The organism is Polynucleobacter sp. 80A-SIGWE (assembly GCF_018882295.1).
GTDB lineage: Bacteria > Pseudomonadota > Gammaproteobacteria > Burkholderiales > Burkholderiaceae > Polynucleobacter.
Genome location: NZ_JACVOR010000001.1, coordinates 1 through 25,590, shown reverse-complemented (window position 1 = coordinate 25,590; position 25,590 = coordinate 1). Strand labels below are relative to the sequence as shown.

Below are 25,590 nucleotides of genomic sequence, written 5' to 3'. Positions count from 1 at the left end.
AGATGGCGGATCGTTTGGAGCCCATTTTGCCGGGCTCGTATTTAGGAATTTTAGGTGGCGGTCAATTGGGGCGGATGTTTACACAAGCTGCTCAAGCAATGGGCTACAAGGTCTGCGTTCTAGATCCTGGATCTGACAGTCCTGCCGGCTCCATCGCAGAAAAATTCATTCAAGCTGATTACACAAACTCTGCCGCATTAAAAGAGATGGCGACATTATGCAAATCCGTAAGCACTGAATTTGAAAATGTTCCTGCGCAAGCTTTAGACGAGCTCGAGTCTTTAGGTGTATTCGTGGCACCTCGCAGTAGTTGTGTATCTTTGGCTCAAAACCGCGTTGCTGAGAAAAAGTTCTTAGCCACCTGGAAAGCAGAAACCAATATTGGCCCTGCACCTTATTGTGTCATTGAGCATGATGCAGATATTGAGCATGCTCCTGCAGATCTATTTCCTGGCATTCTGAAAACAGCTCGCATGGGTTATGACGGTAAAGGTCAAATTACTGTTTATGACTCTGCCAATCTCGTTGCTGCTTGGGCTGAATTAGGTAAGGTGCCTTGTGTTCTTGAAAAGCGCATGGATTTAGATTTTGAAGTGTCTGCCTTGGTAGTGCGAGGATATGACGATGCAGTAGTGGCTTACCCAGTTTCACAAAACATTCATCGCGATGGTATCTTGCACACTTCTACCGTGCCAGCACCATCACTGAAGCCTGCTCAAGAGAAAAAAATTATTGAAGCTGCCAAAGCACTCATTCGTAAGATTGATTACGTAGGCGTCCTGTGCGTTGAGTTCTTTGTGCTCAAGAGCGGCGACATCGTTGCAAATGAAATTGCTCCGCGTCCGCATAACTCGGGCCACTACACTATGGATGCCTGCGTCAGTAGTCAGTTTGAGCAGCAAGTCAGAAGTATGGCTCGTTTGCCCTTGGGCGACACCCGCTTGCTAGCACCGGTCTCTATGCTCAATCTTTTGGGCGATCTTTGGTACGAAGGTAGTGAAGATAATGCAAGAGAGCCTGCTTGGGATAAGGTGTTGTCTCACCCGGATGCCAAGTTACATCTGTATGGAAAATCTGATCCACGCATGGGTCGTAAGATGGGGCACATTAATTGTTTAGGCGAGTCCCTGAATCAAGCGCGCCAAAATTGCGCAGCCGTCGCTGTTGAATTAGGGATCGAGCCCTAGAAATGTCCAGCGATAGTAGCTCACTGCATTCATCTACGGTAATCAATGAAGCAGTACAAAATTTGCGAGATGGTGGCTTGGTTGCCTTTCCGACTGAGACGGTTTACGGCTTGGGTGCAGATGCAAAGAACCCGGATGCAATCAAACAGATTTTTACTGCTAAGGGCAGACCATCCAACCACCCGTTAATTGTTCACTTAGCAGCCCCTGATAAGTTTGATCAGGCACAAGTTGATTGGGTTCCCGTTCTAGCACCCTGGGTAAGAGATTTATCGGAAGATGCATTAAAACTCATCAATGCTTTTTGGCCCGGCCCATTAACCCTAGTCTTTAAAAAAGATAAAAGTGTTTTAAATGAACTTACTGGTGGTCAGGATACGGTGGCAATTCGGGCCCCTGCCCATCCAATTGCTCAGGAGTTACTCCGTAAATTTAAGGGTGGAGTAGTAGCCCCTTCTGCTAATCGTTTCGGAAAGGTATCTCCTACGAGTGCTGCCGATGTCCGTAGCGAATTTGAAGGCATGTTAGACCTGATGGTTTTGGATGGTGGTGATTGCGAAGTCGGTATTGAATCAACCATCATTGACTTATCTTCTGGCGATCAGCCGATTTTATTGCGACCAGGCCTCGTTACTCCTGGGGAGATTTTTGCAAAGACAGGTATCAAGGTTTATTTGCCTAGTGAACTCAACTCAACTAAGCAAGACGATAGTCTGCCAAGGGTCTCTGGCAGTCTGCGTGCCCATTACGCTCCGACAACTCCATTAAGACTGTATGCGCCAGGCAGAGTCTTGGATGCACTCAGTGAGTTCCCCGACATCAAGTCAAGAGTGGCAGTTGCGGTTTGGGATTCAGATTCTTCTCTAGGTGAGGATGGGCATCCATCTGTGCATTTTGAGGAAGTGATTGTGCCTAGTGATAGCACTACATTTGCAAGTCGTTTATATCGCTCTTTGCGAGACTTGGATCAGCAGGGTTGGGATTTGATTCTATTTCCAGAACCGCCAGCAGGGGAAGAGTGGGATGGTGTGCGAGATCGTCTTCAGCGCGCGTGTTTTGGCTCTGGACCATCGTCAAGTAGCCACGCCAATAGTTGATCGTGCGCCTCTAGACCTCTCCAAGCATTGGGGTGGTTAATGAATGAGGTAACCGCATACATCTTTCCTGATTTACTCATCACATAGCCTGATATAGCACGGACATCTGCAAGTGAACCTGTCTTGATGCGCGCCTCAGGCTTTTTCTTTAAGTGTAAAAACTTCCGTAAATGCGCCATGAGGCGATTGCGCATCGTGCCATCCGTTCCTGCAATCGGTAGGCTGTTATAAAAAGTATCTGCTATAGACAAGTTGCGAGCTGCAACTAATAATTGAGTCATATGCTCGGCAGAGATTGCTTCATTACGTGATAAACCAGAGCCATTCTCAATTACGAGTTCTGGGAACTGAAGCCCTAACCCCTTTAACCAGCTCTGAATTACAAGTTCTCCATTTTCAGTAGTTGCTGGTTTACCCATCTTCTCTAAGGCTAAGGTCAGCATGAGTTGTCTGGCCATGACGTTATTCGAATACTTATTAATGTCTTGCACGTCATCAGCCAAAGGGATGCCTTCAAACTGCAATAGCAATCGCGCTGCTAGGGGGACGGCTCCAGATTTTCCGGTGGGTGCTTGAGTCCAGGTTCCGCCAGATAATTCCCAGGCTGCAGCGAAGCCTTGAGTAAGAAAGGTGTTGGCATCCAAAGCAACCACGTTGTAATTCACTCCCTTGCAGGCATTCGGAAAGCTGCCGGAGAACTGTGCAGTCAGAAGTTGGTTGGTAGTGGCTCCATTGCCTTCTGGATCGAGGTTAAAGCGAATATTGCTTTTCCAGTTGTCACAGGATTGATCAATCAATTGCATTTGGTTGATCACTTTGAGTTGGGAGAGTGGCGGCGTATAGCTAATATCAATAAAGTCTGCAGTACGCGATTTACCGAGCTGAAACGATAGAGTTCTGAAAGCGTAGAGCAGTGGATCTGGCGGCACGTTGTAGGCGCGCAGAGATTCACCGTCGATAGTGTTGTGCTCCATGACATTAGGGGCATAGGTGCTTCTATCAAAGATCAAGTTGCCATCAATTTTCTGGATGCCCAGATTTTGTAGAGCCTTCATCATTTTGGCGAATTCTTCGGGGACTAGCTTTGGATCACCAGTACCCTGTAAATACAGATTGCCTTTGAGAGTACCCTGACGAATAAGCCCGTCGGTATAGATATTCGTGCGCCAGCGATATTGAGGCCCCAGCACATCCAAGCCGGTTAGGGTGGTGATGAGCTTCATAGTGGAGGCAGGGTTCATGGCCTGCTTGGATCGCCAATCAACTTCAGTTTTTGCTGTAACTTTCCCTGGGCGACCTGGTTCAATTTCAACCACTGAAATACTGATTGCCTCTTTGGGAATCTGACTCTTTTCAAGGCTTGCGGCGACAGCCTTAGGGATGTACTGCAAAGCAGTCTCCTGGGAGACTAGATCAGCAGAATAGGCTGGTCGGCTAAACACCAAGCAGACTAAGAGGGTCGCTATCAGTGCAGCAGCAGTTGGTAAAGAGTTTTGGGTACGCATTCCCCATAGGATAAACCTTAGCGCTCACGGGCTTAAAACTACCCTAGCGATTCTTAACTACGGTTGATACCTTTGCCTATAAGTCCCAATAATTTGGTTTTGTTCTTCAAGAAGGGCGATGAATCGTTCAATGCGTTCTAAAAGTGGTCCGGCAACTTCAAGTGATTCACAGGCATGGGTAAATTCAGTAGCTTGTAGCAGTTGTGCTCCACCCTTAACTTTATGAACCAAGCTTTGAAATTGATTCTCACTAATGGGGATTTGACTGTTATGTAAGTTAAGTTGACTTAGAGCCTCTAGGTGTACTTTTTCTATCTCCTCTAGGATCACAATGATTTGGATTGGGTCGTCTTTAATGAGATTGGAGAAGACATCAAATGAATAGACCTCATTAGGGGCAGCGGGTTCTTGGCTGGTTTCAAAATAGCGCAAGAGTTCATTCTCAAGGGCACCCAAGCTTAGTGGTTTTATGAGTACACCATTCATGCCAGATGATAAAAATTGATGGCGCGATTCTAGAGCATAAATGTCGGCTGTAACGCCAATGATGATCAATTCACGATTACCTAGGGATCGGATTTGTTTTGCTAATTCAGAACCTTGCATGCCGGGCATGGATTGATCTGTCAGCATGAGATCAAAGTGATTGTCTTTTAGCAAATCTAGTGCAGCGGTGGCATTCTCACAAACGCATGTATTAATGCCAAGCGCTTCTAATTGTAAGGACAGTATTTGGCGGCTCGCTGGATGATCTTCAACCACTAAAGCATGAATACTGCAATTTTTTCGGCCCGGCCTTTTCGAGACCAAGTTTTTGGATGATGGTCCAAATGAATTAAAGCCTGCAGCCTGTGGGGCGGCAATACTGGTTCTAGGAAGTGCCACTGCAAAATGGACATTGCTTCCAAAGCCTGGAGCACTCTCAAAATAGAGATGACTGTTCATAGAGTTCACTAGATGATTGGTAATCGTGAGTCCAAGGCCTGTACCTCTTTCTTGATCCGATAGATATGACTCTTGAGTAGCGGGCAATTGCTCAAATGCCTGTAGAGCCACTTTGATTTGCTCGCTGCCCATGCCTACACCGGTATCAATCACCCTAAACTCAATTAGCTGGCCTGCATGATCATCCGCAAGAACGGTGATAGAAAAGTACACTTCACCCTCGGTGGTGAATTTAATTGCATTGCTGAGCAAATTCTGCAGAACTTGGCGCAGACGCAAGGAGTCAATCATGAGGACTTCAGCGATTCTGGGGTCAATCGAAGTGTGGAGTAATAGCCCCTGTTTCTTAGCTACCGTTGAAAACGCCGTATGAATATCCATAATCAATTGATGTGGATTGCAAGGTTCTAAATTCAGAGTGAGTTTGCCAGCCTCAATTTTGGAAATATCCAATACTTGATTTAGCATCCCCAAAAGAGATTCAGCCGATGCTTGCGCACTCTTTAATAACGACTTATCTTTCATGGGAAACTGTGAGCTACCTAGAAGCAGTTCTTGCACTCCGAGAATGGCATTCATTGGCGTACGGATTTCGTGGCTCATGGTTGCCAAAAAAGCAGACTTAGCTGCATTTGCTTTTTCAGCTAACTCCTTAGAGTGCAGTAATTCAACGGCAGCTTGCTTCTGATAAAAATACTTTCTTTGGAGTTGGTAGAACATCGCCCCACCGACAATGAAGAATAGGAATGCACCGAGCCAGGGAAGCATAGTTGATTTTGGCTCTGATTCACCTCCTAGTGCAAAGAGTTGGCGAGAGGCAATGGGATCTAAGTCATCGAGAAAGTGACTCAATACATCCTGTAAAGGAGCGGCATGATCGGAGATCAACCAGCGATAGGCAAAAGGATCTCGGCTGTATAGCCCATCTATTTTTAAGTCTGAATTTTGATACTCCTCTATTAATCGTCGCGCCAAGCGAATGGGCATGACTAGCGCCTCGATATCACTTTGAATGAGTGATTGAATTAAGTCTTTAGAAGACTGTATTTCTTTATTTTGGCTATAGCTGTCAATACCAGAAGGCGCATTCTCAAGGCCCCGATCGAAGTAGGCGATTTTGAGATTGGGTGAGTTCAACTTACTTGAGGTTTTAGTTACAACAACATCGTGCCCCCAAAAGATGGCTTCCGATAAGGAGCCGAATTGCAATACGTGATCATCAATGCTTGGCGGATCAATAATGAAATCTACATCGCCTTTACGGAGTTGCTTTAAACCTTCTGAGTCTGTTTTTCTCCATACCGGAACATATTGTTGACGGGTGCACTCTTCCATTTTCGACAATAGAGCTTTAAATGGGCCTGCACTTTCCCCCTTATTGGATTCGGCAAGATAAGGCGCATATTTTTCGTGAATGCTAAATCGTACGATTGGATGGGCATCGATCCATGATTGCTCTACCGCACTAAAAGGTCCGGCATGCACTAGGCCTCCATAGATGCAGCAGAGAGAAAATACTTTTTTCAATGTGAATCGATGCATGCCGACTTTAGCTTTCGATAATGTTGTTCATACGACAGAACAAGATCAAATCGGCAATATTGTTAATGCCTAGTTTGTCAAAGACTCTGGTCTTGTAGGTTGCTACTGTCTTATTGCTAATGTGCAGTAGGTCGGATATCTGTTGGTTCGTATTGCCCTTGCCTAGATACTTCATGACCTGGAGTTCACGGTCAGATATCAATGCCAACTTATCGTTATCGCTTAAGGAGGTATTGCCGTTCTTCCCATGTGTGAAGAAGGTGTATCCCTGGGAGATGGCAACGCATGCAGCCAAAATGACATCAGCGCCAGCAGTTTTATTGACAAAGCCATGTGCACCCAAGGATCGCACTCTGCCACCATAGACTGCTTCATCTAGACTAGATAGGACCAAAATGCGAACTTCTGGATGCATCAAACCAATTCGTCGGATGACATCAAAGCCGTCCGTCTTGGGCATATCCAAATCCAGAATCACCATATTCGGATTAACTTCTTTGATTGAGCGTAGGCACTCCTCCCCATGCTGCGCCTGTCCTGCTATCTCAAAAAGCAATTGATCCTGCAACATACTTTTTAATGCCATCAGCATAGCTGGATGGTCATCTACCAACATCACGCGTTTTCTCATTACTTGTCTCCGTTTAGGTTTTTATGAGGGTGCAGCGAAAAAATGGCCTTAGCGATACGACTATCGCTTATGTGTAGCATTTGATGTCGACTTACTGATGGCATCATGAGTCCGCCATAACAGTGGTGTGCTCCCATTGCTATGACATTTTCTAAATCCTTGACCAAGGTGATACTGCTGGCATAGATTTGGGAATGGAATTTCTGGCCAAGCGAAATCATTTCATTTGGCAAGCCATCGGCGCGAAATTGCCCCATCTCAATATGAATACCTTCCGGTTCCATTTGTTCAATCCATTGAACTTGTGTGCTCGTCCCACAAAAATCGAGGACATGGATTAAGACGCCAAGGCGGCGCATGCGCAATAGACCCTCCATGCAGGAATCCATGGAGTCAACCTCGTTGAGTTTGTGCACGCCGAAGCTCACAAGGCCGACAGGGAGTCGTGAGTTCAGAATCAGATCACTTAAAGCATCTATGAAGTTGCTGGATGCCAGGTGTTGCGCTGGCATAGGCAAGATGCCTGGAATAAAGCGACCGCTACGGTACCAATACGTAATGGTGTCCAAGCCCTCCATGAATAGTCTGAGGAGCTGTATGTCGGTAGCAGTCAGTAATGGTCTAAATAAAGAGCTCGTCAGCTTAGTTCCTTGGCTGTTAAAGATGGGTTCGTTACTAATCGCTTGTCGCTGGGACCAGGATTGGTGTTCTTCGAGCGCTTCGCCGCTAAGACCAAGCCAAGGCTGGCCGCAGGCATCGCGCACTTCTTGGAAGGGTTTGTTCTTCCAAGCCTTTACAAGCGTGTACAGCCGGGATTTCGGGCTCATCAGCATTCTCCAATCATTGAATAGCCAGTCTAGGCAGGACAGATTGGAGCGGTAAGGGCTTAAGGCTTATTTATGTGTAGGAATCTACCTACTTGCCTGCCTCCATTATAGAAAGTGCAGGATGCCCATTTGAAATTTAAGGTGAATTTGCTGTTGGGGTTGTTTAGGAATTGAACTTTTCTTCTAAATTCTCCCTTTAAAAACAAAGAGGTTCAAAACACGCAATAATAAGCGCTTCCAGAAGAAGCTTTTTTGGGATTGAATTATTTGCCCTGAGGTTGCTTAAGAATTGAACATTCTTTAATGGGTCCGAAAAAAAAGACCGCTAGAGCGGTCTTTAGTCTATCTCAAAGACTATCTATACATGCAAATCAAAGAATGAGCGCTTTTTAATGGCATTTTTAAATCCATAAAAGTGACGCGCTTTATCGGTACATTCAATATAAGCCATATGAAAATCAACGATTAATAGCTGGGTGAGTGTCAGAACATGACTGGGATTTTGAGATATTTCACCACCTGGATGCTGATCTAGTTTGTGTTGAGCTGAAAATTTCCCAAACCGACATATTTTCAAGAGATGATCTTGGGCGATTAATTTGTCATGCATCTCGTTGTCCATGATGGATCTTGCATGAGCTTGCGTCAGATCTGCTGAGCAGTAAACACAGTATTGAAGTGCGCGTTCAGATAAATCCAGACTTAGGTTGGGATTCACCTTGTTCGTGTGTTGGTGCTCTCCGCAGCTGGGGCATTCCTCAACCATTTTGCATTGATGTTTTGGGCAGACCTGCCAAAACTTGAGGCGCCACTCTGGACGCCAATGGGGAATCTTATCCTCCCCTAGGCAATGTGGGCAAAAACTTGTATACGGATTTTTATTAATTTCTTTGTGAAGAGATTGGCCGGCCTTGTCATATACAACAAGGGGTTCAAACCACTTAGAGATTTCGTTTAAATGGGTGGGCGGTATATCTGTACCATGAGCAAAGCGTTTAAAAACCTTGTCATAAGAAACAATATCTACATCATTGGGAGGAACTAATCTTAGCGCCTTAAATAAGAAGTCAAAATTACAGCAATGGAGTTGACATGCACGCATGAGCCAAGATGCTGGGGATTCCGATTGAATAACGCGTGGCATTGTTAATAAGTTGAAGTTTTTGCGCATGATGTTGAAGTTCCAAAAAGTGTTAATTGATTGTGTGTGGCCAAGCTGGAAAGCCTGGAGGCCCGAAAGTCTTTTTCGATAATTAAGTTCAGTAGGTAATGAATTTTTAGTTGATCATTCCATGGTGTGTCATCCTTAAGTTGTTTAATGCCGTTGATATAGATGCCTGATGAAAAGGCTGAATTTGTTGAGACGTGGTTTAAGGCTCGATATATCCGCTCGAACCCTTTTCTAACAACAGTGCCTGCAATAGCTGTGCTTGGGATCTTCCCGGGGCGCACAGCAAGGCTATGTCCATCATTTTCCAATTGCCCAAAAGACCAAATTAATCTAAGAGCCGTGTCAAGTTCCAGGTTGCCTAAAAAGGAAAGCTCATCATCAGCCTTGTGCAGCTGATATAGCTTTAGCCAAATCAATTTAGCCACCTTCATTTCTGCTTTACTGGCAGGCTTAGTGGGTTGATGGATTGGTAGTAATGAAGCGCCACATTGGCAGTTTTTTAGGCTGGGTCTACGCCAATTAAGTTTTCGATTGCATTGCTGACAACTATCAATCAATTGATTCTTATGGATGTGGCAAGCAGTCACTAAAGTGATATCCCAGATTAATTGAGCTATGCCCGCGTGAGCTAAGCAGTGCGGGCATATTTGGGGGTGACGCTGGCGTACTAAATAGGGCTTTTGAAGTTTATGCCCCAAAAGATAAGTGGTTACAACACGCTTTTGCTTAAATTGAGTGACAAACCTTGGCGCAAGCATGGGGTAGCTTGCCCCAAACAACCGACATATCTCTGGAATGCGATTATCTGGAATGTAAGTAAAGCCAGTTAGGCCAAGTAAATTTGAGATATCGCTAAATTGCGCCAGATTAGCGTCACACATTCGCAGAACATAACCAGGCCCCGATTCATCTTCATGAATCTGGCCATGGTTAGGAAAGGTAATGGGCTTTAGCCAATCGAGCTGCATATTAGGCGGCCATCAATGTGGGAAAGACCATGGCTAGAGCTTGATGTATGTGTTCAAGCGTTAGTTTGTTCTTCTGCTCTTGTTCGGCTAAATCAACTGCTGTAATGAGTAAGCTTGATAAATAGCGTAGATTGCCGCCAGTCCATTCATGCAATGCTGGGTAATTAGGCGGAAGAATGCTTAAATCAAAAATTTCTTTAGATTGATCAGCGTAGCCATTTATTAAAGCTATCCACTCCTCATCCATGGAAAAAATTGGAAGTTTAAAAATGGAAGGAAACCGGGTACGAAACTGCGCATCGGCTATGTTAAACAACTGATTAAGAGCTGGCGTACCTACCAAAATTATATTGATGGACGTATCGCTGAGTAAGTGCTTAATCATCACAAGGAAATCGGATGCAAATTGTTTCTTTTGGCGATTGCTAAAGACGTCACTAACTTCATCTATAAATAGAGTGCATACATGTCCTTTGAGTGCATTGCTTACTAATCTTTGAAGTTTATCGGCTGTTAATTTATCGTTAACCTTGTTCAAAATGATTGGGTGATTTAACTCACCCAGAATATTGGTGTAAAACGATTTAATAGTGGTATCACTAGAAATTTTGGTTAACAGCACTGGGGTACTAAATCTCCCTGCATATTTTTTATCCACATATTTTTGAATTTGTGTGATAGCAGTTGATTTGCCTGTTCCGCCATCACCCATAATGACCATGCCACGATTGGGTCGATTGGTGCGCATTCCCGTGTTAATGATATTGATGCATCCATTGACTGCATTGGCATAGGCCGTATGGTGAATAATTTGGTTGTTAATTTTTTCTGCAATGCTCATAGAGTTAGATTGATTCATAATTACTTTCCTTATTAGGCTGTGATGATGACGTTGTTAAAGGTCCCAATGGCTTTTGGGTCAAGGAACCGATTGGGTTTTATTTCGGTGGTCTGATTTGTGACGTCAATCACGGTGCCATGGGGATTGTCTTGGGAGATTCCTCTTGCCCGAGCTTCGGCACGATTGGATTTTGCGGATTTTTTAGGGACGGTAGGTTTTTTGCCAGCAAGGACCAGATTTCTTGCCGCGTCCGATTGCGCAATGCGCGCATTCCAATCCTTTTGCTGCGCCCCACTGACTATGAGATCTTCACGTTTCTTTTTGCGTTCAAATTCATGTTGATAAAGCGGTTTACCTTTTGAAATCGCATAATCCATTTCTGGCACCACAATCCATTCATTTGTGGCTGGGTTGCATACGAATACCTCGCCAATATCATTGATATCTTGGCGAATTTCAAATTTAGTATCTTGACCGATCGTTTGTACCAATTGGGATAACTCACGACTACGATAGGTAAGACCTTTTGTTTCATAGCCACCCGAACCAATCTTATGAAAAGTTGGTTTTGAGATGGCCATTCTCAGCAAGTCAGAACAAGGGGTAAAGTGAATTTTTGGAAGACCATCATAAGTTTTAATGGCCTTTTCCATTTCCATATACGGGCTTGTATTCTTACGTTTGACGATTTTGTGTGGATATAGATCTACCATCCATTTGTGTAGGTATTGCACTAAATCATCAAAATAAACAACTGCTTCATTAAGTTTTTTTGATTGCTTAGATTTCACTTCATGAGGTTTGGTAGGTCTTCCATGCAGTGGAAGGGCTTGATTCATTCGTCCCATAAAGTTTTCAATTGCACCTTTTTCCCATGGCGAACGAACGGTGGAAAATTCAAAACTACATCCTAGATCTTTGGCAAGAGAATGCATGGCATCTGCATGGTGTGCTAAAGCGTTATCCATTACCAGCTTCTCCCAAATAGCTGGAGTTGTTAACCAATCATGCTCTAAGCCATATTTATCTTTGATAGCTGATTTATCTTCTAGTGCATATTGAATTGCCTTAATGATGCGAGCGGTAGATTCGCCTTGAAATGAAATCCAGATACTCAACGGATAGCCGGTATAGCAATCTTTTAAAACAGTAACAGTTGGTTTATCAATATCTTTTCCTGTTAAGCGATCACGAACCTTCAGATCTAGCGTGGTGTGGTCAACTTCAACCCGTTGCAGTGCTCTGCTGGGCCATTTGCCACCCGATGAATGGTGGTGCTTATGCTTGGCTTCTGTTGCGCCTAGGCGAATGCGGTCTCTTTCATAAGCTGGTCGCTTGGAAATGATCTTCTTAACCGTGCTTAAGCTAATGGTCCCCACAATTCCACGCTTGTATAACTCAGCATTAATACGAGCCGTACAGGTTTCAATATCTTCTGGCTTTTGTGTATGCAATTTCGTGATGAAGTAGAAGTCATCCAAGATCTCATTGGCTACAGCGATTACTTCTGGCGCCTTGCGTGAAGCTCTTTTTTGGGCGATAAAGTTTTCTGTAACGAGTTTGAAGTTTTTAGAGTTTCCTCCTGTAATTCGCAGCCAGCGCATCACAGTAGAGTCTTTTGGTGGATCTTCATCTAGAATTTCCCTAGCAATTTCTGGGATTGCCAGGGAAATCTTTTTGCGCATGCCCTTAGTGATGCCGCGCTGTTCCATTCCAATACAGTAGGCATGAACCTGATTTTCATACTTACATAGATAGCTAGATGGTTTAAATAGAGTCGGCTTCACAACTGCTCCGGGTTTGATGTGTAAGCCGCTGGTTAGTAAAGTCATTTCACCAGATTGAATCTTATGGCAAATCTCTGCTTCGGAAAATGCAGTTGGTAGATTGAGTCTGCGATTGATAAGGCTGATCGATTGTTCGCCAAAACGATCAATGCTGATGCGCTCAAATGCATATTCAGTTTTTTCGTACAAAACAGAAAAGCCACTTTGGATGGAATATGGCATCATTTGCACTCTCCTTGCAACGGATAAACCATGCTCAAGGGTTGATATTCAAAATGATAATTAAGCTTGATTTGACGCTGACCTACGCAGTGCAAGATATGGTCTGTTAATAAGCCAGTAATTGCCTGCAAGTCCTCCATCCGAATCCCTTTGGGATATCTATTGACCACGTCAATAATTTTCTGACTTTGTTCTTCGTATATAGCTAGCTTCGCACAGCGATGAATATAAGTGGCATTGAGATGACGATTCTTTTTCTCGATATCTAAGTCTGTCATTAATTCGTAAGCAATCCCTTTGGATTTGAAATAACGATGTGCAGCCAAAATCTTTTCCCATGTCTCAGGTTCTTGCGCAAATACATCTGGCTTGGCTTCTAGATAGGAAGGCGGCAATGATTTATAGGTCACCAGAAAGTCTGGCGTGTACTGACCATAGATACCCAGGTCAAATGTTTGGGGTTGGGCGTCTATCCGCACAACCTCTGGATTGAGCGAAACAATAATGGCGCAATCACGCTCAAGATCGGATTCACAAACAATCAAATCACGTTGAAGAAAGGGGATATTGAGGTATGTAATGCGGCGATGCGGGGCTTTACGCTTACCCCCTGGTTGTCTTGCTAAAGGGAGGGGCTTGTGTTGAAAGTTGTTGGTGCGGGAATAGTATTTCCCGTTTTCTTGATAGAACTGAAACATGGATGACTCCTTTGTGACATATTGATTTGGGAGTTTGTGGTTTTTTTAAGCAAAAACTCCCCCTGACCGCGTGAACGGTTTTTCTAAAAAACTGAGGGAAACTATTTGCTTGTCACAAAGAAACGGATATACTTTGGTTACAGACGCAGTAACCCGATTTAATCGGTCAAGCCAATTTAGCCCTCAGGGTCGAGTTGGCTTTTTACATTTTGGTTGCCCCCTTTTCTTTTAAACAAGGGGCTGCGCCTGCTAGCCACGCGGCTAGATTGGTTGCCAAGTTGCTCAATTGAGCATTGAATGATCTCTCACCAAGGTGAAGATATCTCTTTAATGGAGTGAAATACTGAGTTTGCTGCTGGAAAAATATTGTCCGTGATCCATTGAGGCCAGCTTTTGTTGCGCGCTGAAATGGAGGATGAGGTATGTTGATATCGCGAGCCTTGCATGGGAAGTCTTTAATGACTTCGTTGCATGGGCGACTGTGTAGATTCGGGTCTATTTGATGTAAAGACTTGGTTGTGCAAGTCTTAAGACCGGTTGTAATGATGCTAGATGCATTCATATTGCTTGACTACTTTCCGAAGGACCATCCCCTTGAAGGACGGCAGTGATATTTGAGTGAGATTGAATTATATGCCTCGTAAGCGGTTTTGTCAAGCGGAGATTGTAAAACCAAGTCAATGTCAATAGTTTTATTAATTTTTTTGAAAATAATTTTCGATTCTCTTTGACCATTAAGTGACTTATCCAATCTGAGTTTCCTTGTGGCACTTTCATAGAGTTTCTTTAGGTGTGCACACGGCACCAATACTCTCATTCATCAATGAATTATGAGAGGTTTTAATGGGCAAGTTGTAATGCTCAGGAGTGGTTGTATGCCCAAGCAGGTTATACCGACCTGGTTTATTTAATTTTTTAATCATTTGGTATGAATATTTAAAGAATTCTCATTTTGAAATAGGGTTCCCCTAAACTCAAGGAATCATGAATCTGATTCAAACGCCCCTTTCCGTAGATTTAGCAAAGAAAAGACCTCGAGGAGGGCAAAAAAAGACAGTCCTCAACATAGCGCGAGTTAGGTTATGGGCTTTAGAGGTAAAGAGCCGCACCAAGCTTAGTTATAAAGACTTAGATGAAAAGTTTTTGGGCAATCTAGGGGAGGTTTTTGACGAGCCACCCAAGGTGTTTGAAAAGATTGCTCGCAATGGAGTTTCCCCGGGTAGAAAAGGCCGAATTAGCCTTGCTGAATTAATAAAAGCAGTTAATGAGCACCCCGATTTTTTAGATACTGCCATTGTTTTCAATTCCAAACTCTGGGAGTTGTTTGAGCTTAAGACAATCAGTGAGCAAGAAATATTTAGTCGCATTGATGATGTATTTGGCGAGCATGGGGTAGAGAGATATCCCCTTCCAAAGATAGAAAGCTGGCGCTTCAGACGCAATCCCGATGTAGATGTTCAGTACCCAGTCAATCCAATAGAAATGTTGCGATTGCAGGCGGCAAATTTAAATGGAATCACTTGGGAATATCTAATGATTCTTTTTTATTTTTTTGTTAAAACAACAATATCAGCCAGCTCTGAGCGAGTTCTCAAGATATATACCGATTCACTAAAAGACTATTTTGAGCAGAAGTTAGGCAATTTTGGTCGCGAGTGCTTTTTAGATGCGATTAAGAGCATTCAAAATGTTCAAGTGGTGCGTACGTTTTGAGTAATCTAGACTTTGGCTGCTTTTATTTCCCATTGTCATGAGATTTTCTTTAACTATCTGTTTCAAGGGATAATTCCCCTATGTTCAAAGGCGCTCTAACCCTTATTACTTTCGTCTTGTTATTGGTAGGTGCGCCCACGTCTTTTGCGGCTACAGATTGTGTAATCAATCGAGCCTATTTTGAAGATAAAACTGCTCAAATGACGTTTGAGCAAGCAAAAGATCAAACATATAAGCCTGCCGGCGTGATGCTAGCCGAGGGTTTTAGTGGCTCCGCATTTTGGTTAAGGCTTGAGATTGACCCTGCAATCTGCGGTGGAGTGGATGGAGCTAATCGACTCGAGCGTGATTTAATTGTTCGCATTCAGCCTGGATGTTTTTTGGATGAAATTCAACTATTTGACCCAGCTTATTCAAAATCTAACAATCGTATTGTTGGAGATCAATATGCCTGGGATGCTAATGAATATCCTTCCCTAAACTTTAATTTCAAGATTCCTGAAGGTGTTGCCTCTCGATACATTTGGCTAAGGATGCAAACTACCAGTACATCGCTAATGAGGGTTCAGGTCTTTAATACCCAAGATATAACCGCCGTAGATCGAACCCAGGAATTTGGCTTTGCACTTTACATTAGCCTACTAGCAATTGTTTTCTTATGGGCATTGGGCATTTGGGTGATAGATAGAGATCGATTAGTTGGTGTATTTGTTATAAATCAGTTCGCCGCCTTAATTCATGCATCCGTAGTGATGGGGTACTTTAAGATTTTTTTAAGCCCTTATGTTGACCCTCAACTTAGTGATTTGCTTTCTTCCGTAGTGATTCTATTTTTTGCATTTGCAATAGCTATGTTTCACTTTAATTTTTATCACCAGTTCGATTCAAAAAAATGGTTTAATGCCATCTTTATTGGCTGCATGTGCCTCTTTCCAATAAATCTATTACTATTATTTACAGATAAAGCTCGCTTGGCTTTAAATATTAATTTGCTTGGATTGTGGACATTGTCATTTGTCCTGCTCTTTATCCCCTTCTTTGGGATAAATTGGCAAAAACTTAATAAGCCGATCCTTTCTAAGTACATGTTGCTTGCCGTCTATCTGATAAGCAACTTGTTGGGTTGGCTCAATCTGTTGCCAGCCCTTGGCTATTTCTCTGGAAACGCCTTTACACCATATACCGGCTTGGCATATGGCCTGATTACTGGGGTTGTTTTCTTGATGTTGTTGCAACATCGATATCGCACTACCCAAGAGGAGAAAATTTTTGAAGTGAGCCAAGCAAATGCAAATGCGCAATTTGAAAAAGAAAGGCGCGAAGAGCAGGGAAAGTTTTTGACAATGCTCACCCATGAATTAAAGACGCCACTCTCGGTCTTGCGTATGGGCTTTAATTCTAGAGAAAGCTTTGATAAGTTTGAGGGTCATATTGATCAAGCCATTATGGATATGAACAATATCGTTGAGCGATGCGTGATGGCTGATAAGTTTGATGGAAGAGCTTTGAGCATTACCAAGGAGCCCTGCGATATTAAGCAAGTAGTAAATGAGATTTCTCAGATTTATGAAGGTAGAGCAGTCTTTCTGATTCAAGGGCCGGCTAATTTAATTGTGAATACAGACGCTCATTTATTCAGAACTGTGTTGGTAAATCTGATTGACAATGCGGCGAAGTATGGCAAAGAAGGCATGCCTATTGAGATCGATTTTTCGTCTCACGCAATTGGCGATCAGCCTTGGATTTGTGTGTCAGTGGCTAACTATCCAGGCAATGCTGGCATGCCCGATGACAAGCAGGTATTTAGCAAGTATTACAGAGCACCCAAGGCATATGAAAAAACAGGATCTGGACTGGGGTTGTACCTTATTCAAAATATATCGGCTGCCCTAGGGGCTCAATTGGCCTATAAACCGGACCTAGGCAAAGTAATTTTTTCTCTCAAAATGCCCATTAACGGGGATAGTTAGTAATAAGTTGTAATAAGTTTGCATGTGGTTTTATTACGATTTGGCAGACATTGGGATTCCCACCCTAGATATAAATAAGAGCGTAATGCTAAACATCGCAATCATTGAAGACCATAAAGCCCTTAGAGAGATCTTTGTGGATCACTTAATGGGTGATGGCCATTCTGTTTTTGGGGGTGCATGCGCAGAAGACTTAGATAGCTACTTTGCCTCCAATCGTGCAGACTTATTAATATTGGACCTGAACTTGCCTGGTGAGAACGGCCTTAGCATCGCAAAGCGCTATCGCCAGGCTTATCCCTCTATTCAGATCATCTTGCTCACGGTGCGTGGTGAGGCAAAAGATAAGATTGCTGGTTATGAAAGTGGCGCTGATTTATATTTGCCAAAGCCTATATCAGCTGAAGAACTCAGTGCTGCCGTTAGCAGTGTAAAGCGTAGGGTGTTACAAAATAGTGCTCAGCCAGATGTTGCTAAGCTAGATGTTGCGAGGAAGCTCCTTATTCGACACAACATGAAGGTAAAGCTCGGCTCTTCTGAGGCAATCATTCTAAAGGCCTTAATTGAGGCCCCCAGCCGCTCCCTAGAGTATTGGCAGATACTCGAACTACTGTCATTGGAATTGACTGAGAAGAATAAAGGCAACTTAGTTGTATACATTCACCGGCTTAATAAGAAGTTATCTGAGGCTGGAATTCCAGAGCCAGCTATCCAAGCTCTTTGGAAGCAGGGTTATCAACTTACTGAAGGCATGGTTATTTCAGAGTAGTCGACCAAAGAGCTCTGCTACTAGTAATTGTCGGTCTGTCGCCCACATGTAATAACTTGTAATTTCTCAAAAAATAGACTGGGTACGATTCCCCCCATCGTGGGATAAAGCTGCGGTATCAACCGCACTTTGATGGGAACTGGGAAAGATGTCCAAAAGTAATTTATTTAATCAAGATATACAAAATCTAAAACAGATTTTTGTTTTAGATGCCCCTTCATTGGAGCGGGACAAGCTTGCTAATTTTTTGGAGAAGAATCAATACTTGGTTTCCATTTTCTCTACACCAGCATCTTTTTTTCAAGAGAAACAAATTCTAAAAAATACACCCAGCGTGCTGTTATCAAATATTGATTTGCCAAATATGGATGGCCTTGATGTTCTTGAGAGATTAAAGATTACAGGGTTAAATATTCCTGTAGTTTTTTACGGAAGAGTTCAATCAGTCACTAAAGGTGTGGCTGCAGTTAAGCTAGGCGCTCTCGATTTTCTGCTAATGCCCGCTGAAGATGAATTGATTATTAAAGCAATTAAAGATGGCTTGAATTTAAGTGCTGAGATGCATGCACTTTCTACCAGTCGTGAAACATTGCAAAGCAAGCTGAATGTTTTATCGCCAAGAGAGCAAGAGGTTTTTTATTTGCTGATTAAAGGCTATTCAAATGCGGAGTTGGTATCAGCTCTAGGCATTTCTTTGGATACGGTTAAGCAATATAAAACTTCACTCATGCGTAAATTAGAGGCAAAGAGCCTATCTCAACTTATCAGTTTGGTCAGCATGGATGCCGGCCGAGCATTGTTGGCAAATGGGTTGGAGGGTCGCGCATGATTAAGATTTCTCTATATTGGCGTGCTGGCCTGATGTTTGTGGGCCTATTGGGATTGCATGGACTTACTTTTGCGCAGGTGCCTGATGCTGGAGCATTGCAACAACAATTGCAACGTGAAGTTGATCAAGAGCGACCTACTCCTGCGCCTGAGCAATTTCTAAAAAAGAAAGAGCGTGAGTTAACGCCGCCAAAACCTGGTGAAGCACTAATTGACGTAAAGGGTTTTAAGGTAACGGGAATTACATTAATCACTGAGCAGCAAGCGCTAGAGGTTTTAAAGCCATACACAAACAGGCAGCTTACCGTTACTCAAATTAAAGAAGCTGCTAATGAAGTAACTTTGCTTTATCAACAGATTGGCCGCGTAGCTCAGGCAACATTACCACCACAAAATGTCACTGATGGAATCATCGAAATCAAGATGATTGAAGGTCGAATGGGCGATGTCATCATCGATCGATTTGAAGCATCTCCTGGCAAGTTAAAAAGCGAAGTCATTCAAAATTTCCTTTATGCCAATAACCCGCAAGGAGCACTATTAAGTCTTCCGGGGTTAGAGAGAAGTTTGGCCTTATTAAATGAGTTGCCTGGTACGGCAATTGAAGGGCAGATGACCGAGGGTAGCTCGGCTGGCACTTCGAATATTTCTGTAATGTCCGCCGAGACCCCTTGGTTTAACGGCAGAGTAGATGCTTCTAACTATGGTTCGGCTAGTACAGGCGTGCCCCAAGCCATTGCTAGCTTAAATTTAAATAATCTCGCTGGTATTGGTGACTTGCTGACCTTTGATGCTATTGGTTCACAAGGCTCAATCTACGGCCAAATTAAGTATGGCATTCCGGTGGGCTATGACGGTTGGAAAGTATCGATTGGCGCAAATAACTTAAATTACAAAACACTGACTAGTTTTTCGCCAACAATTTCCGAAGGTAATGCACAGGTCTATGGAATTTATTCTACTTATGCTATTACTAGAACTGCTTCTTCCCAAAGTAACTTAACTCTCGCTTACGAGAATAAAAATTACGTTAATAAAACAAATTATGTCGAAGTAAGTAGCTACCAATTAAATAACGTGAGTTTAGGATTTAATGGCTACCAGCTATCAAGTGATTCATCAATGAATTGGGGGATTACGGCAACAGCAGGAAGTCTGTCTATTAGTAACACTACTCAAGCAAATAATGATTTGAATGGCGCTGCTACTGCTGGGGGTTTTGGTAAGCTTTCTTTTAATGGCGCATACACCCAGCAACTCCCCATTGAGAGAACCAGCGCGCAGTTATCAGCATACGGTCAAGTGGCTAATAAGAATCTGAATTCTGCAGAGCAGTTTTACTTAGGTGGACCTTACGGTATCCGTGCATATCCTGTTGCGCAAGGTGGCGGATCACAAGGCGCTATTGCTTCTTTAGAGATAACGCATAAGTACGACGAAAGCTTTGCATTGGGGGCATTTTTTGATGCCGGCGTAGTGCAACAGTATGTCTCAACTTTCACTGGTTGGCAGGGTCAAACCCACGCAGCAAATACATACCCTTTGTATGCAACTGGCCTGACCGCCAAATATTCCTATGAGAAATTTTTATTGCAGGCTGCTTTGGCATTTCGCGTAGGAAGCAATCCTCTTTATAACCAAAACGGCCAGCAACTCAATGTGGACAATACTTATCGCAGTCCGCAGGGGTGGATTAAAGGAACTTTTTATTTCTAGGCAGCTAAGCCCATATCCCCTGATCGTGGGATATGTAGCGAAGGGCTATTTTTATAAAATTCAGGGTTATCCATTATTTGTAAACGCATGATTCCTTTAAATAAATTAGCTATGAGACGCACAGTCGTTTCATTACTAATTGCTAGCTTTGCTCAGCAAAGTTTGGCAGGAACAATTGCGTCTAATGCATTGCCGACTGGCGGTAATGTCACCGCAGGAAATGCAGCGATTTCCCAATCGGGAAATGTGATGAATGTGAACCAAACCTCACAACGTGCTGTAGTGAATTGGCAGTCATTTAATGTGGGTAAAGATGCGACCGTCAATTTCAACCAACCAAATGCTGCTGCTAGTACTTTGAATGTTGTTAATGGCGCAACTAAGTCGATGATTAATGGCGCCGTCAATGCTCCCGGCCAAGTCATTTTTGTGAATAACAATGGCGTTGTCTTTGGTAAGCATGCTGAAGTCAATGTAGGTGGTTTAGTTGCCACTACGATGAATGTTAATCAAGAAGATTACATGGCAGGAAAAAAGAGCTTGACCTTCGAAGGTGGGCAGACTGGCAAAGTAGTTAATAAAGGCCGCATTACTTCAACAAGTTTAGATGGCTACATTGCATTGATGGCTCCACAAGTAAAAAATGAAGGCGTTATCACTGCTGTGATGAGCGGTGCCAATTCGGTTGCATTAGTGAGTGGTCAAAAAGTAACGCTGACTTTTGAAACGGGTCAGGCTTTAAAGGTTTCGGTTGACGCTTCTGTAGTGAAGTCTCTCATTGAGAACAAGCGTTTGATTCAAACTAATGGCGGCCAAATCATTTTGGCTGCTAACTCTGCCCAAGAGTTAATGGGCTCAACCATTAAAAATACTGGAACGGCTTCTGCTGATGGGGTTCGCCGCGAGGGTGGACAAGTCTTTTTGGTAGCGGAGACTGTGGCCCAGTCTGGTACCGTTAGCGCTAATTCTGATACTGCTGCTGGTGGTCAAGTGGCGATTACCGGCAAGAAAATCACGCTCACAGAGACATCTAAAACAACTGCAACTGGGGCTACGGCGGGTGGAAAAGTATTACTTGGAACCGACAAAGTTATTCCAACGCAGGCTACTCGTTTAGCTGATAGTGTGACTATTGCCGAAGGTGCATTAGTGGACGTATCAGCAATCCAGAGTGGTAATGGTGGCTCCATTAGTATTTGGTCTTCAGTCCAAACAGCTGTTTCTGGGACGCTCAAAGCAATGGGTGGAGCTCTAGGTGGTAATGGCGGCTTCATCGAAACTAGCTCTAAAGGCTCTGTTGTTCTGGGTAAAGGCGTTTCTATCAATACCACTGCACCTAAGGGTAAGTCTGGAACCTGGGTGCTAGATCCAATTGATTTGGTAATTGATTCTCAGGCGGCAAATGTAATTTCAGGAGCGCTGGTCAATAACAACGTAACTATTTCAGTAGCTGAAGGGGCTTGCCCAAGTTTGGGAGCTTGCACTCAAAATGGTACTGGTGCTTTGACTATTGCTGCAGCAATTCAAAAAGTGAGCGGTTTAAGCACTACCTTGACCCTGCTCTCGACCGGTACATTTAATTTGAATGCCAATATTTCCGGTCAAGATCTCAATGTCATCATTAACAGCTCAATCGCTTATTTGAACGTTGGCACAACGATTAATGCCAAGCAGGTAACCGTTCAGGCCCAAAGTATTTATGCTAACGGCAATATCAATGCCTCCGCTAGTGATGTTTTAGGTGGGGTAATCTCTCTATTAGCCCAAGCAATTTACGTTTCTGGGCGCCTCAATAGTAGTGCTGGCAGCAACACTTCTAGTACCAATACAGCGCCAAGTTCAATGACTTATAACGGCCAAATTATTCGCCGTGAAGATTTGCCTACATTCTTGGTTGCACAAAATTTAGGCACAACTTTGGTTAATAATGCGGTTGTATTGAATCAAGTTTTCTCCACAACCGCTGCCAACGATCCGGCTGTGAGCGCTCCTCAATGGAACCCAGCAAAGCAAAATAATGTGATTTATTTGTTGGCTGATCAAACGATTACTCTGGGTAATTCAGCGCAAATTATCGCCAACGGCAGCAATAATATCGGCAGCCAAATCTATTTAGCAGCACCAAGAATTGAACTGCAAAATGGCAGCATGATTCAGGCTAATGGCAATAATGGCCCCGGTGGAGAGGTCTTTGTCAGCGCAAATCAAGCAACTTTCTCAGGCTCAATCTTGGCTAACAGTGACTTAGCAGGTGGGTCTGTTTTGGCTTCTGCCAGTAGTTCCTTATCAGTTAATGGCTTGATTCAGGCTAATGGCAATAATGGCCCTGGTGGATCTATTTCACTTTTCAGTAATCAAGATATTCAAATTAACTCAGCCACTATTTCGACTGGTGGCAGTACCGATGGCGGATCACTTCTGATCGTATCCAGCGCCAGTAATACCAATATTCAAAATTCGCTTATTCAGACTAATGGCTCAAATGGTCGTGGTGGCAGCATTGGTATTTCCGCAAAAAACAGTGTGACCATCCAAAATTCCTCTTTTGAGGCAACTGGATATAGTCAGGGTGGCACGATCAAGATAGGCAATGATGCGACTAACGGCACATTGCCTTTTGCTTTATTCACTAGCTTAGATTCAATGACAAGCCTCAATGCATCTCAGCTAAACCCCAATTCAACCAATCAGGCCGGTGGATATATCGAAACCTCTGGTCTCACACTTTCAATGTTATCTAGCATTAATGTTGGTAGGGGCGGAATGTGGCTGATTGATCCTGATGACATCATTATTGATTCAGCGCTGGCTGGAAATATTGCCTCCACCCTTGCGGGAAGTAATGTTTCTATCAGTACATCCGGTTGCTCCCCTTCAGTCTCTGGATGCACCTCAACGCCAGGTAATGGCAATATCCTAATTAACTCGGCTATTAATGCATCCGGAACTGGCTCTCTGACATTGAATCCTGATGCTGGTGGTGCAATATATATAGCTGCCAACATCACCACCGGTGGTGCCCAAACATACAACGGTAATGTAGTTTTAAGTGGGGCGGTCACACTTACTACGACCAATAGCGATGTGACTATTACAGGTAGTGTTTCTAGTGGTTACTATCAGATAGTTCAGATTGGCGCGACAAGCGGAGATACATGGCAGTCTGTGAATGGCTTGCGTAGTTCTACTGTAACGGGGCTTTCTGGTTCATTAGGTACTTATACATATACCCCGACCGGGTCTTATAACGCTAATTATTTATTGGTTGGCGGTGGTGGTGGTGGTGGCTCTAACTGGGGCGGTGGCGGTGGCGCGGGCGGTTTATTGACTGGCTCAGGAACTTTTAGCTCTAGTTACTCAATTGTTATTGGTTCTGGCGGTGCTGGTGCTAGCTCAGGCAATGGATCGAATGGTGGTAACTCAACGGCATTTGGTGTAACTTCTTATGGCGGCGGCGGTGGTGGCGCAGGTGGATCGGCCGGTCTTAGTGGGGCATCTGGCGGTGGCGCAGGTGGTATTTCTGCTAATAATGGCGGTTCAGCAACTCAAGGTTATGCAGGTGGAACATCTGTAGCAAATACGGGTGGTAGTGGTGGTGGTGGTAGCGGCGGCGCAGGTTCTCCTGGGGGCACTCCTTCTGCTGGTGGTAATGGCGGCGCTGGCACTGTTAGTGAGATATCGGGGGTTACCGTTGCATACGCTGCTGGCGGCGGCGGTGGTGCCGGTGATACTGGCACATTTGCGGGAGCAAATACTGGTGTATCCGGTGTGCCTGGTGCAGGAGGGTCTTCCGGTGCGGGCGGTATTGGGGGTACATGTAACTATGGATGCAATGCGCCTGGAGCCAATGGTGTAACACCGGGTTCTGGCGGTGGCGGTGGCTCAACTAATGGTGGTGTAGGCGGCAATGGTGCCTCAGGTATCGCAATCTTAAGTGGTACTGTTAGTGCAAGTGGTTCGTTAACGATTGCATCAGGTACTGGAGCAGTTGCATTGAGTGGTTCTTCTATTAATTTGTCATCACTCGAAATTAAAAGTAGTAGTACGTCGAGCTCTATTGCTGCCAATATTGGAGGTTCTACAGCTGTAACAGTAAATGCACCTTTATCTTCAGGCGTACTGACATTAAGTGGAAATAATACGTATACCGGTTTAACCACACTTAGCTGGGGTTATCTGTATATCACATCAGCATCTAACATTAATAGCGGTGCAGGTGGTCTGACTATGTCGGGCGGTGGATTAAAGACGGGTGCTGATATTACTATTAGTCCAGCAATTACTTTGTCGGCTACTAAGAATTCAATTCTTTATGCGACAGGATCAACAACTTTAACAATTAATGGAACTATCTCTGGCGCAGGTAATTTAACAATTGCAAATGGCGCTACCGGTACTGTAGTTCTTGGTGGAGCTAATGACTACACTGGCGCTACAAATATTTATGCCAAGTTAAAGATTGCAAATTCAACTGCTCTTTCGACAAGTGCCATAAATATAGGTAGTAGCGGAGTGTTGGATGTTGCAGGATATTCGATTGCAAATGCAATCACAATAACATCATCAGGTGGAACGATTCGTAGCAGTGTTTCAGGTGGGGTTATTACGGGCGGTGTAACGCTGGCTGGGTACTACATAACATTGTCTGCGGCTAGCGCTGCAAGTCTTGAAGTTGGAACTACAGCTATCTCTGGTACGGGCACTACAGCTCTTACTATTGGCTCATCTGCAGATACAGGATCTGTTACCTTGTCAGCCACCAATACCTATGTTGGCTCAACTAATGTATTGAAGGGCACCTTAAACATTGCTAACGCTGCCGGCTTGGGGACAAGCGATGCTGGCACCACCATTGCTAGTACTGCAACGCTAGATCTTCAAAACGTAGCTGTTCTCACAGAAGCCCTTACCATTAACGGCGGCACCTTAGCCACCTCAACAGGCACAAGTTCTTTAAGTGGTGCAATCACTTTAGGCGCAATTAATAATACTTTCTCAGTAGCGGGCACACAGTTAACTCTTTCTGGAGTTATCTCGGGTGGTAATGGCTTCACAAAGACTGGATCTGGCACTCTCACCCTGAGCAATGCCAACACCTACACCGGTACAACAACCATCTCCGCGGGTACATTAAAAGCTGGTAACGCAGCAGCTTTAGGACCCTCAACCGGTG

Annotated in this window: 18 protein-coding genes; 8 read left to right on the top strand and 10 right to left on the bottom strand. The window is 43.9% G+C overall.

What is annotated here, in order from left to right:
* The first annotated feature begins 2 nt into the window (after positions 1–2).
* Positions 3–1,187, top strand: a complete 1,185-nt coding sequence (locus ICN25_RS00090) for a 5-(carboxyamino)imidazole ribonucleotide synthase (RefSeq protein ID WP_216178489.1) — start codon at positions 3–5, stop codon at positions 1,185–1,187.
* 2 nt (positions 1,188–1,189) lie between these two features.
* On the top strand, positions 1,190–2,284 hold the full coding sequence (locus ICN25_RS00085; protein ID WP_216178488.1) for an L-threonylcarbamoyladenylate synthase: 1,095 nt from the start codon (positions 1,190–1,192) through the stop codon (positions 2,282–2,284).
* Here the strand turns inward: ICN25_RS00085 and dacB are convergent.
* The 10 genes from dacB to ICN25_RS00035 form a co-directional block, all read right to left on the bottom strand.
* Positions 2,230–3,789 carry a D-alanyl-D-alanine carboxypeptidase/D-alanyl-D-alanine-endopeptidase gene (gene dacB, locus ICN25_RS00080; protein WP_216178487.1) on the bottom strand — a complete coding sequence of 520 codons (1,560 nt, stop codon included), beginning with the start codon at positions 3,787–3,789 and terminating at the stop codon, positions 2,230–2,232. The genes ICN25_RS00085 and dacB overlap by 55 nt on opposite strands.
* Before the next feature lie 57 nt (positions 3,790–3,846).
* Complete coding sequence (locus ICN25_RS00075; RefSeq protein WP_216178486.1) at positions 3,847–6,276, bottom strand: response regulator; 2,430 nt, start codon at positions 6,274–6,276, stop codon at positions 3,847–3,849.
* A gap of 7 nt (positions 6,277–6,283) precedes the next feature.
* Positions 6,284–6,907, bottom strand: a complete 624-nt coding sequence (locus ICN25_RS00070) for a response regulator transcription factor (RefSeq protein ID WP_046330786.1) — start codon at positions 6,905–6,907, stop codon at positions 6,284–6,286.
* The gene (locus ICN25_RS00065; protein ID WP_216178485.1) at positions 6,907–7,734 is read right to left on the bottom strand and encodes a diguanylate phosphodiesterase; all 828 of its coding nucleotides are present in this window, start codon (positions 7,732–7,734) and stop codon (positions 6,907–6,909) included. Before ICN25_RS00065 ends, ICN25_RS00070 begins: the two co-directional genes overlap by 1 nt.
* Positions 7,735–8,092: 358 nt before the next feature.
* Positions 8,093–8,905 (bottom strand): TniQ family protein, encoded by an 813-nt coding sequence (locus ICN25_RS00060; RefSeq protein WP_216178484.1) that lies wholly within the window; start codon positions 8,903–8,905, stop codon positions 8,093–8,095.
* Positions 8,881–9,873: a TniQ family protein gene (locus ICN25_RS00055; RefSeq protein WP_216178483.1), complete on the bottom strand. Its 993-nt coding sequence runs from the start codon at positions 9,871–9,873 to the stop codon at positions 8,881–8,883. Before ICN25_RS00055 ends, ICN25_RS00060 begins: the two co-directional genes overlap by 25 nt.
* Position 9,874: 1 nt before the next feature.
* Positions 9,875–10,732, bottom strand: a complete 858-nt coding sequence (locus ICN25_RS00050) for a TniB family NTP-binding protein (RefSeq protein WP_216178482.1) — start codon at positions 10,730–10,732, stop codon at positions 9,875–9,877.
* A 14-nt stretch (positions 10,733–10,746) separates the two neighbouring features.
* Positions 10,747–12,726 (bottom strand): Mu transposase C-terminal domain-containing protein, encoded by a 1,980-nt coding sequence (locus ICN25_RS00045; protein ID WP_216178481.1) that lies wholly within the window; start codon positions 12,724–12,726, stop codon positions 10,747–10,749.
* Positions 12,723–13,421 carry a TnsA endonuclease N-terminal domain-containing protein gene (locus ICN25_RS00040; protein ID WP_216178480.1) on the bottom strand — a complete coding sequence of 233 codons (699 nt, stop codon included), beginning with the start codon at positions 13,419–13,421 and terminating at the stop codon, positions 12,723–12,725. The genes ICN25_RS00045 and ICN25_RS00040 overlap by 4 nt, the downstream gene beginning before the upstream one ends.
* Positions 13,422–13,623: 202 nt before the next feature.
* Positions 13,624–13,983, bottom strand: coding sequence for a hypothetical protein (locus ICN25_RS00035; RefSeq protein ID WP_216178479.1), 360 nt, complete (start codon positions 13,981–13,983; stop codon positions 13,624–13,626).
* 422 nt (positions 13,984–14,405) lie between these two features.
* Between ICN25_RS00035 and ICN25_RS00030 the strand changes: the two genes are divergently transcribed.
* The 6 genes from ICN25_RS00030 to ICN25_RS00005 all read left to right on the top strand — a co-directional run.
* The gene (locus ICN25_RS00030) at positions 14,406–15,134 is read left to right on the top strand and encodes a hypothetical protein (RefSeq protein WP_216178478.1); all 729 of its coding nucleotides are present in this window, start codon (positions 14,406–14,408) and stop codon (positions 15,132–15,134) included.
* 80 nt (positions 15,135–15,214) lie between these two features.
* Positions 15,215–17,104: a 7TM-DISM domain-containing protein gene (locus ICN25_RS00025; RefSeq protein WP_216178477.1), complete on the top strand. Its 1,890-nt coding sequence runs from the start codon at positions 15,215–15,217 to the stop codon at positions 17,102–17,104.
* A gap of 85 nt (positions 17,105–17,189) precedes the next feature.
* The gene (locus tag ICN25_RS00020; protein ID WP_216178476.1) at positions 17,190–17,873 is read left to right on the top strand and encodes a response regulator transcription factor; all 684 of its coding nucleotides are present in this window, start codon (positions 17,190–17,192) and stop codon (positions 17,871–17,873) included.
* 148 nt (positions 17,874–18,021) lie between these two features.
* The gene (locus ICN25_RS00015) at positions 18,022–18,702 is read left to right on the top strand and encodes a response regulator transcription factor (protein ID WP_216178475.1); all 681 of its coding nucleotides are present in this window, start codon (positions 18,022–18,024) and stop codon (positions 18,700–18,702) included.
* The gene (locus ICN25_RS00010; protein WP_216178474.1) at positions 18,699–20,417 is read left to right on the top strand and encodes a ShlB/FhaC/HecB family hemolysin secretion/activation protein; all 1,719 of its coding nucleotides are present in this window, start codon (positions 18,699–18,701) and stop codon (positions 20,415–20,417) included. Before ICN25_RS00015 ends, ICN25_RS00010 begins: the two co-directional genes overlap by 4 nt.
* A 111-nt stretch (positions 20,418–20,528) precedes the next feature.
* Positions 20,529–25,590, top strand: a 5,062-nt coding sequence (locus tag ICN25_RS00005; RefSeq protein WP_216178473.1) for a filamentous hemagglutinin N-terminal domain-containing protein, incomplete at its 3' end; no start/stop codon positions are given.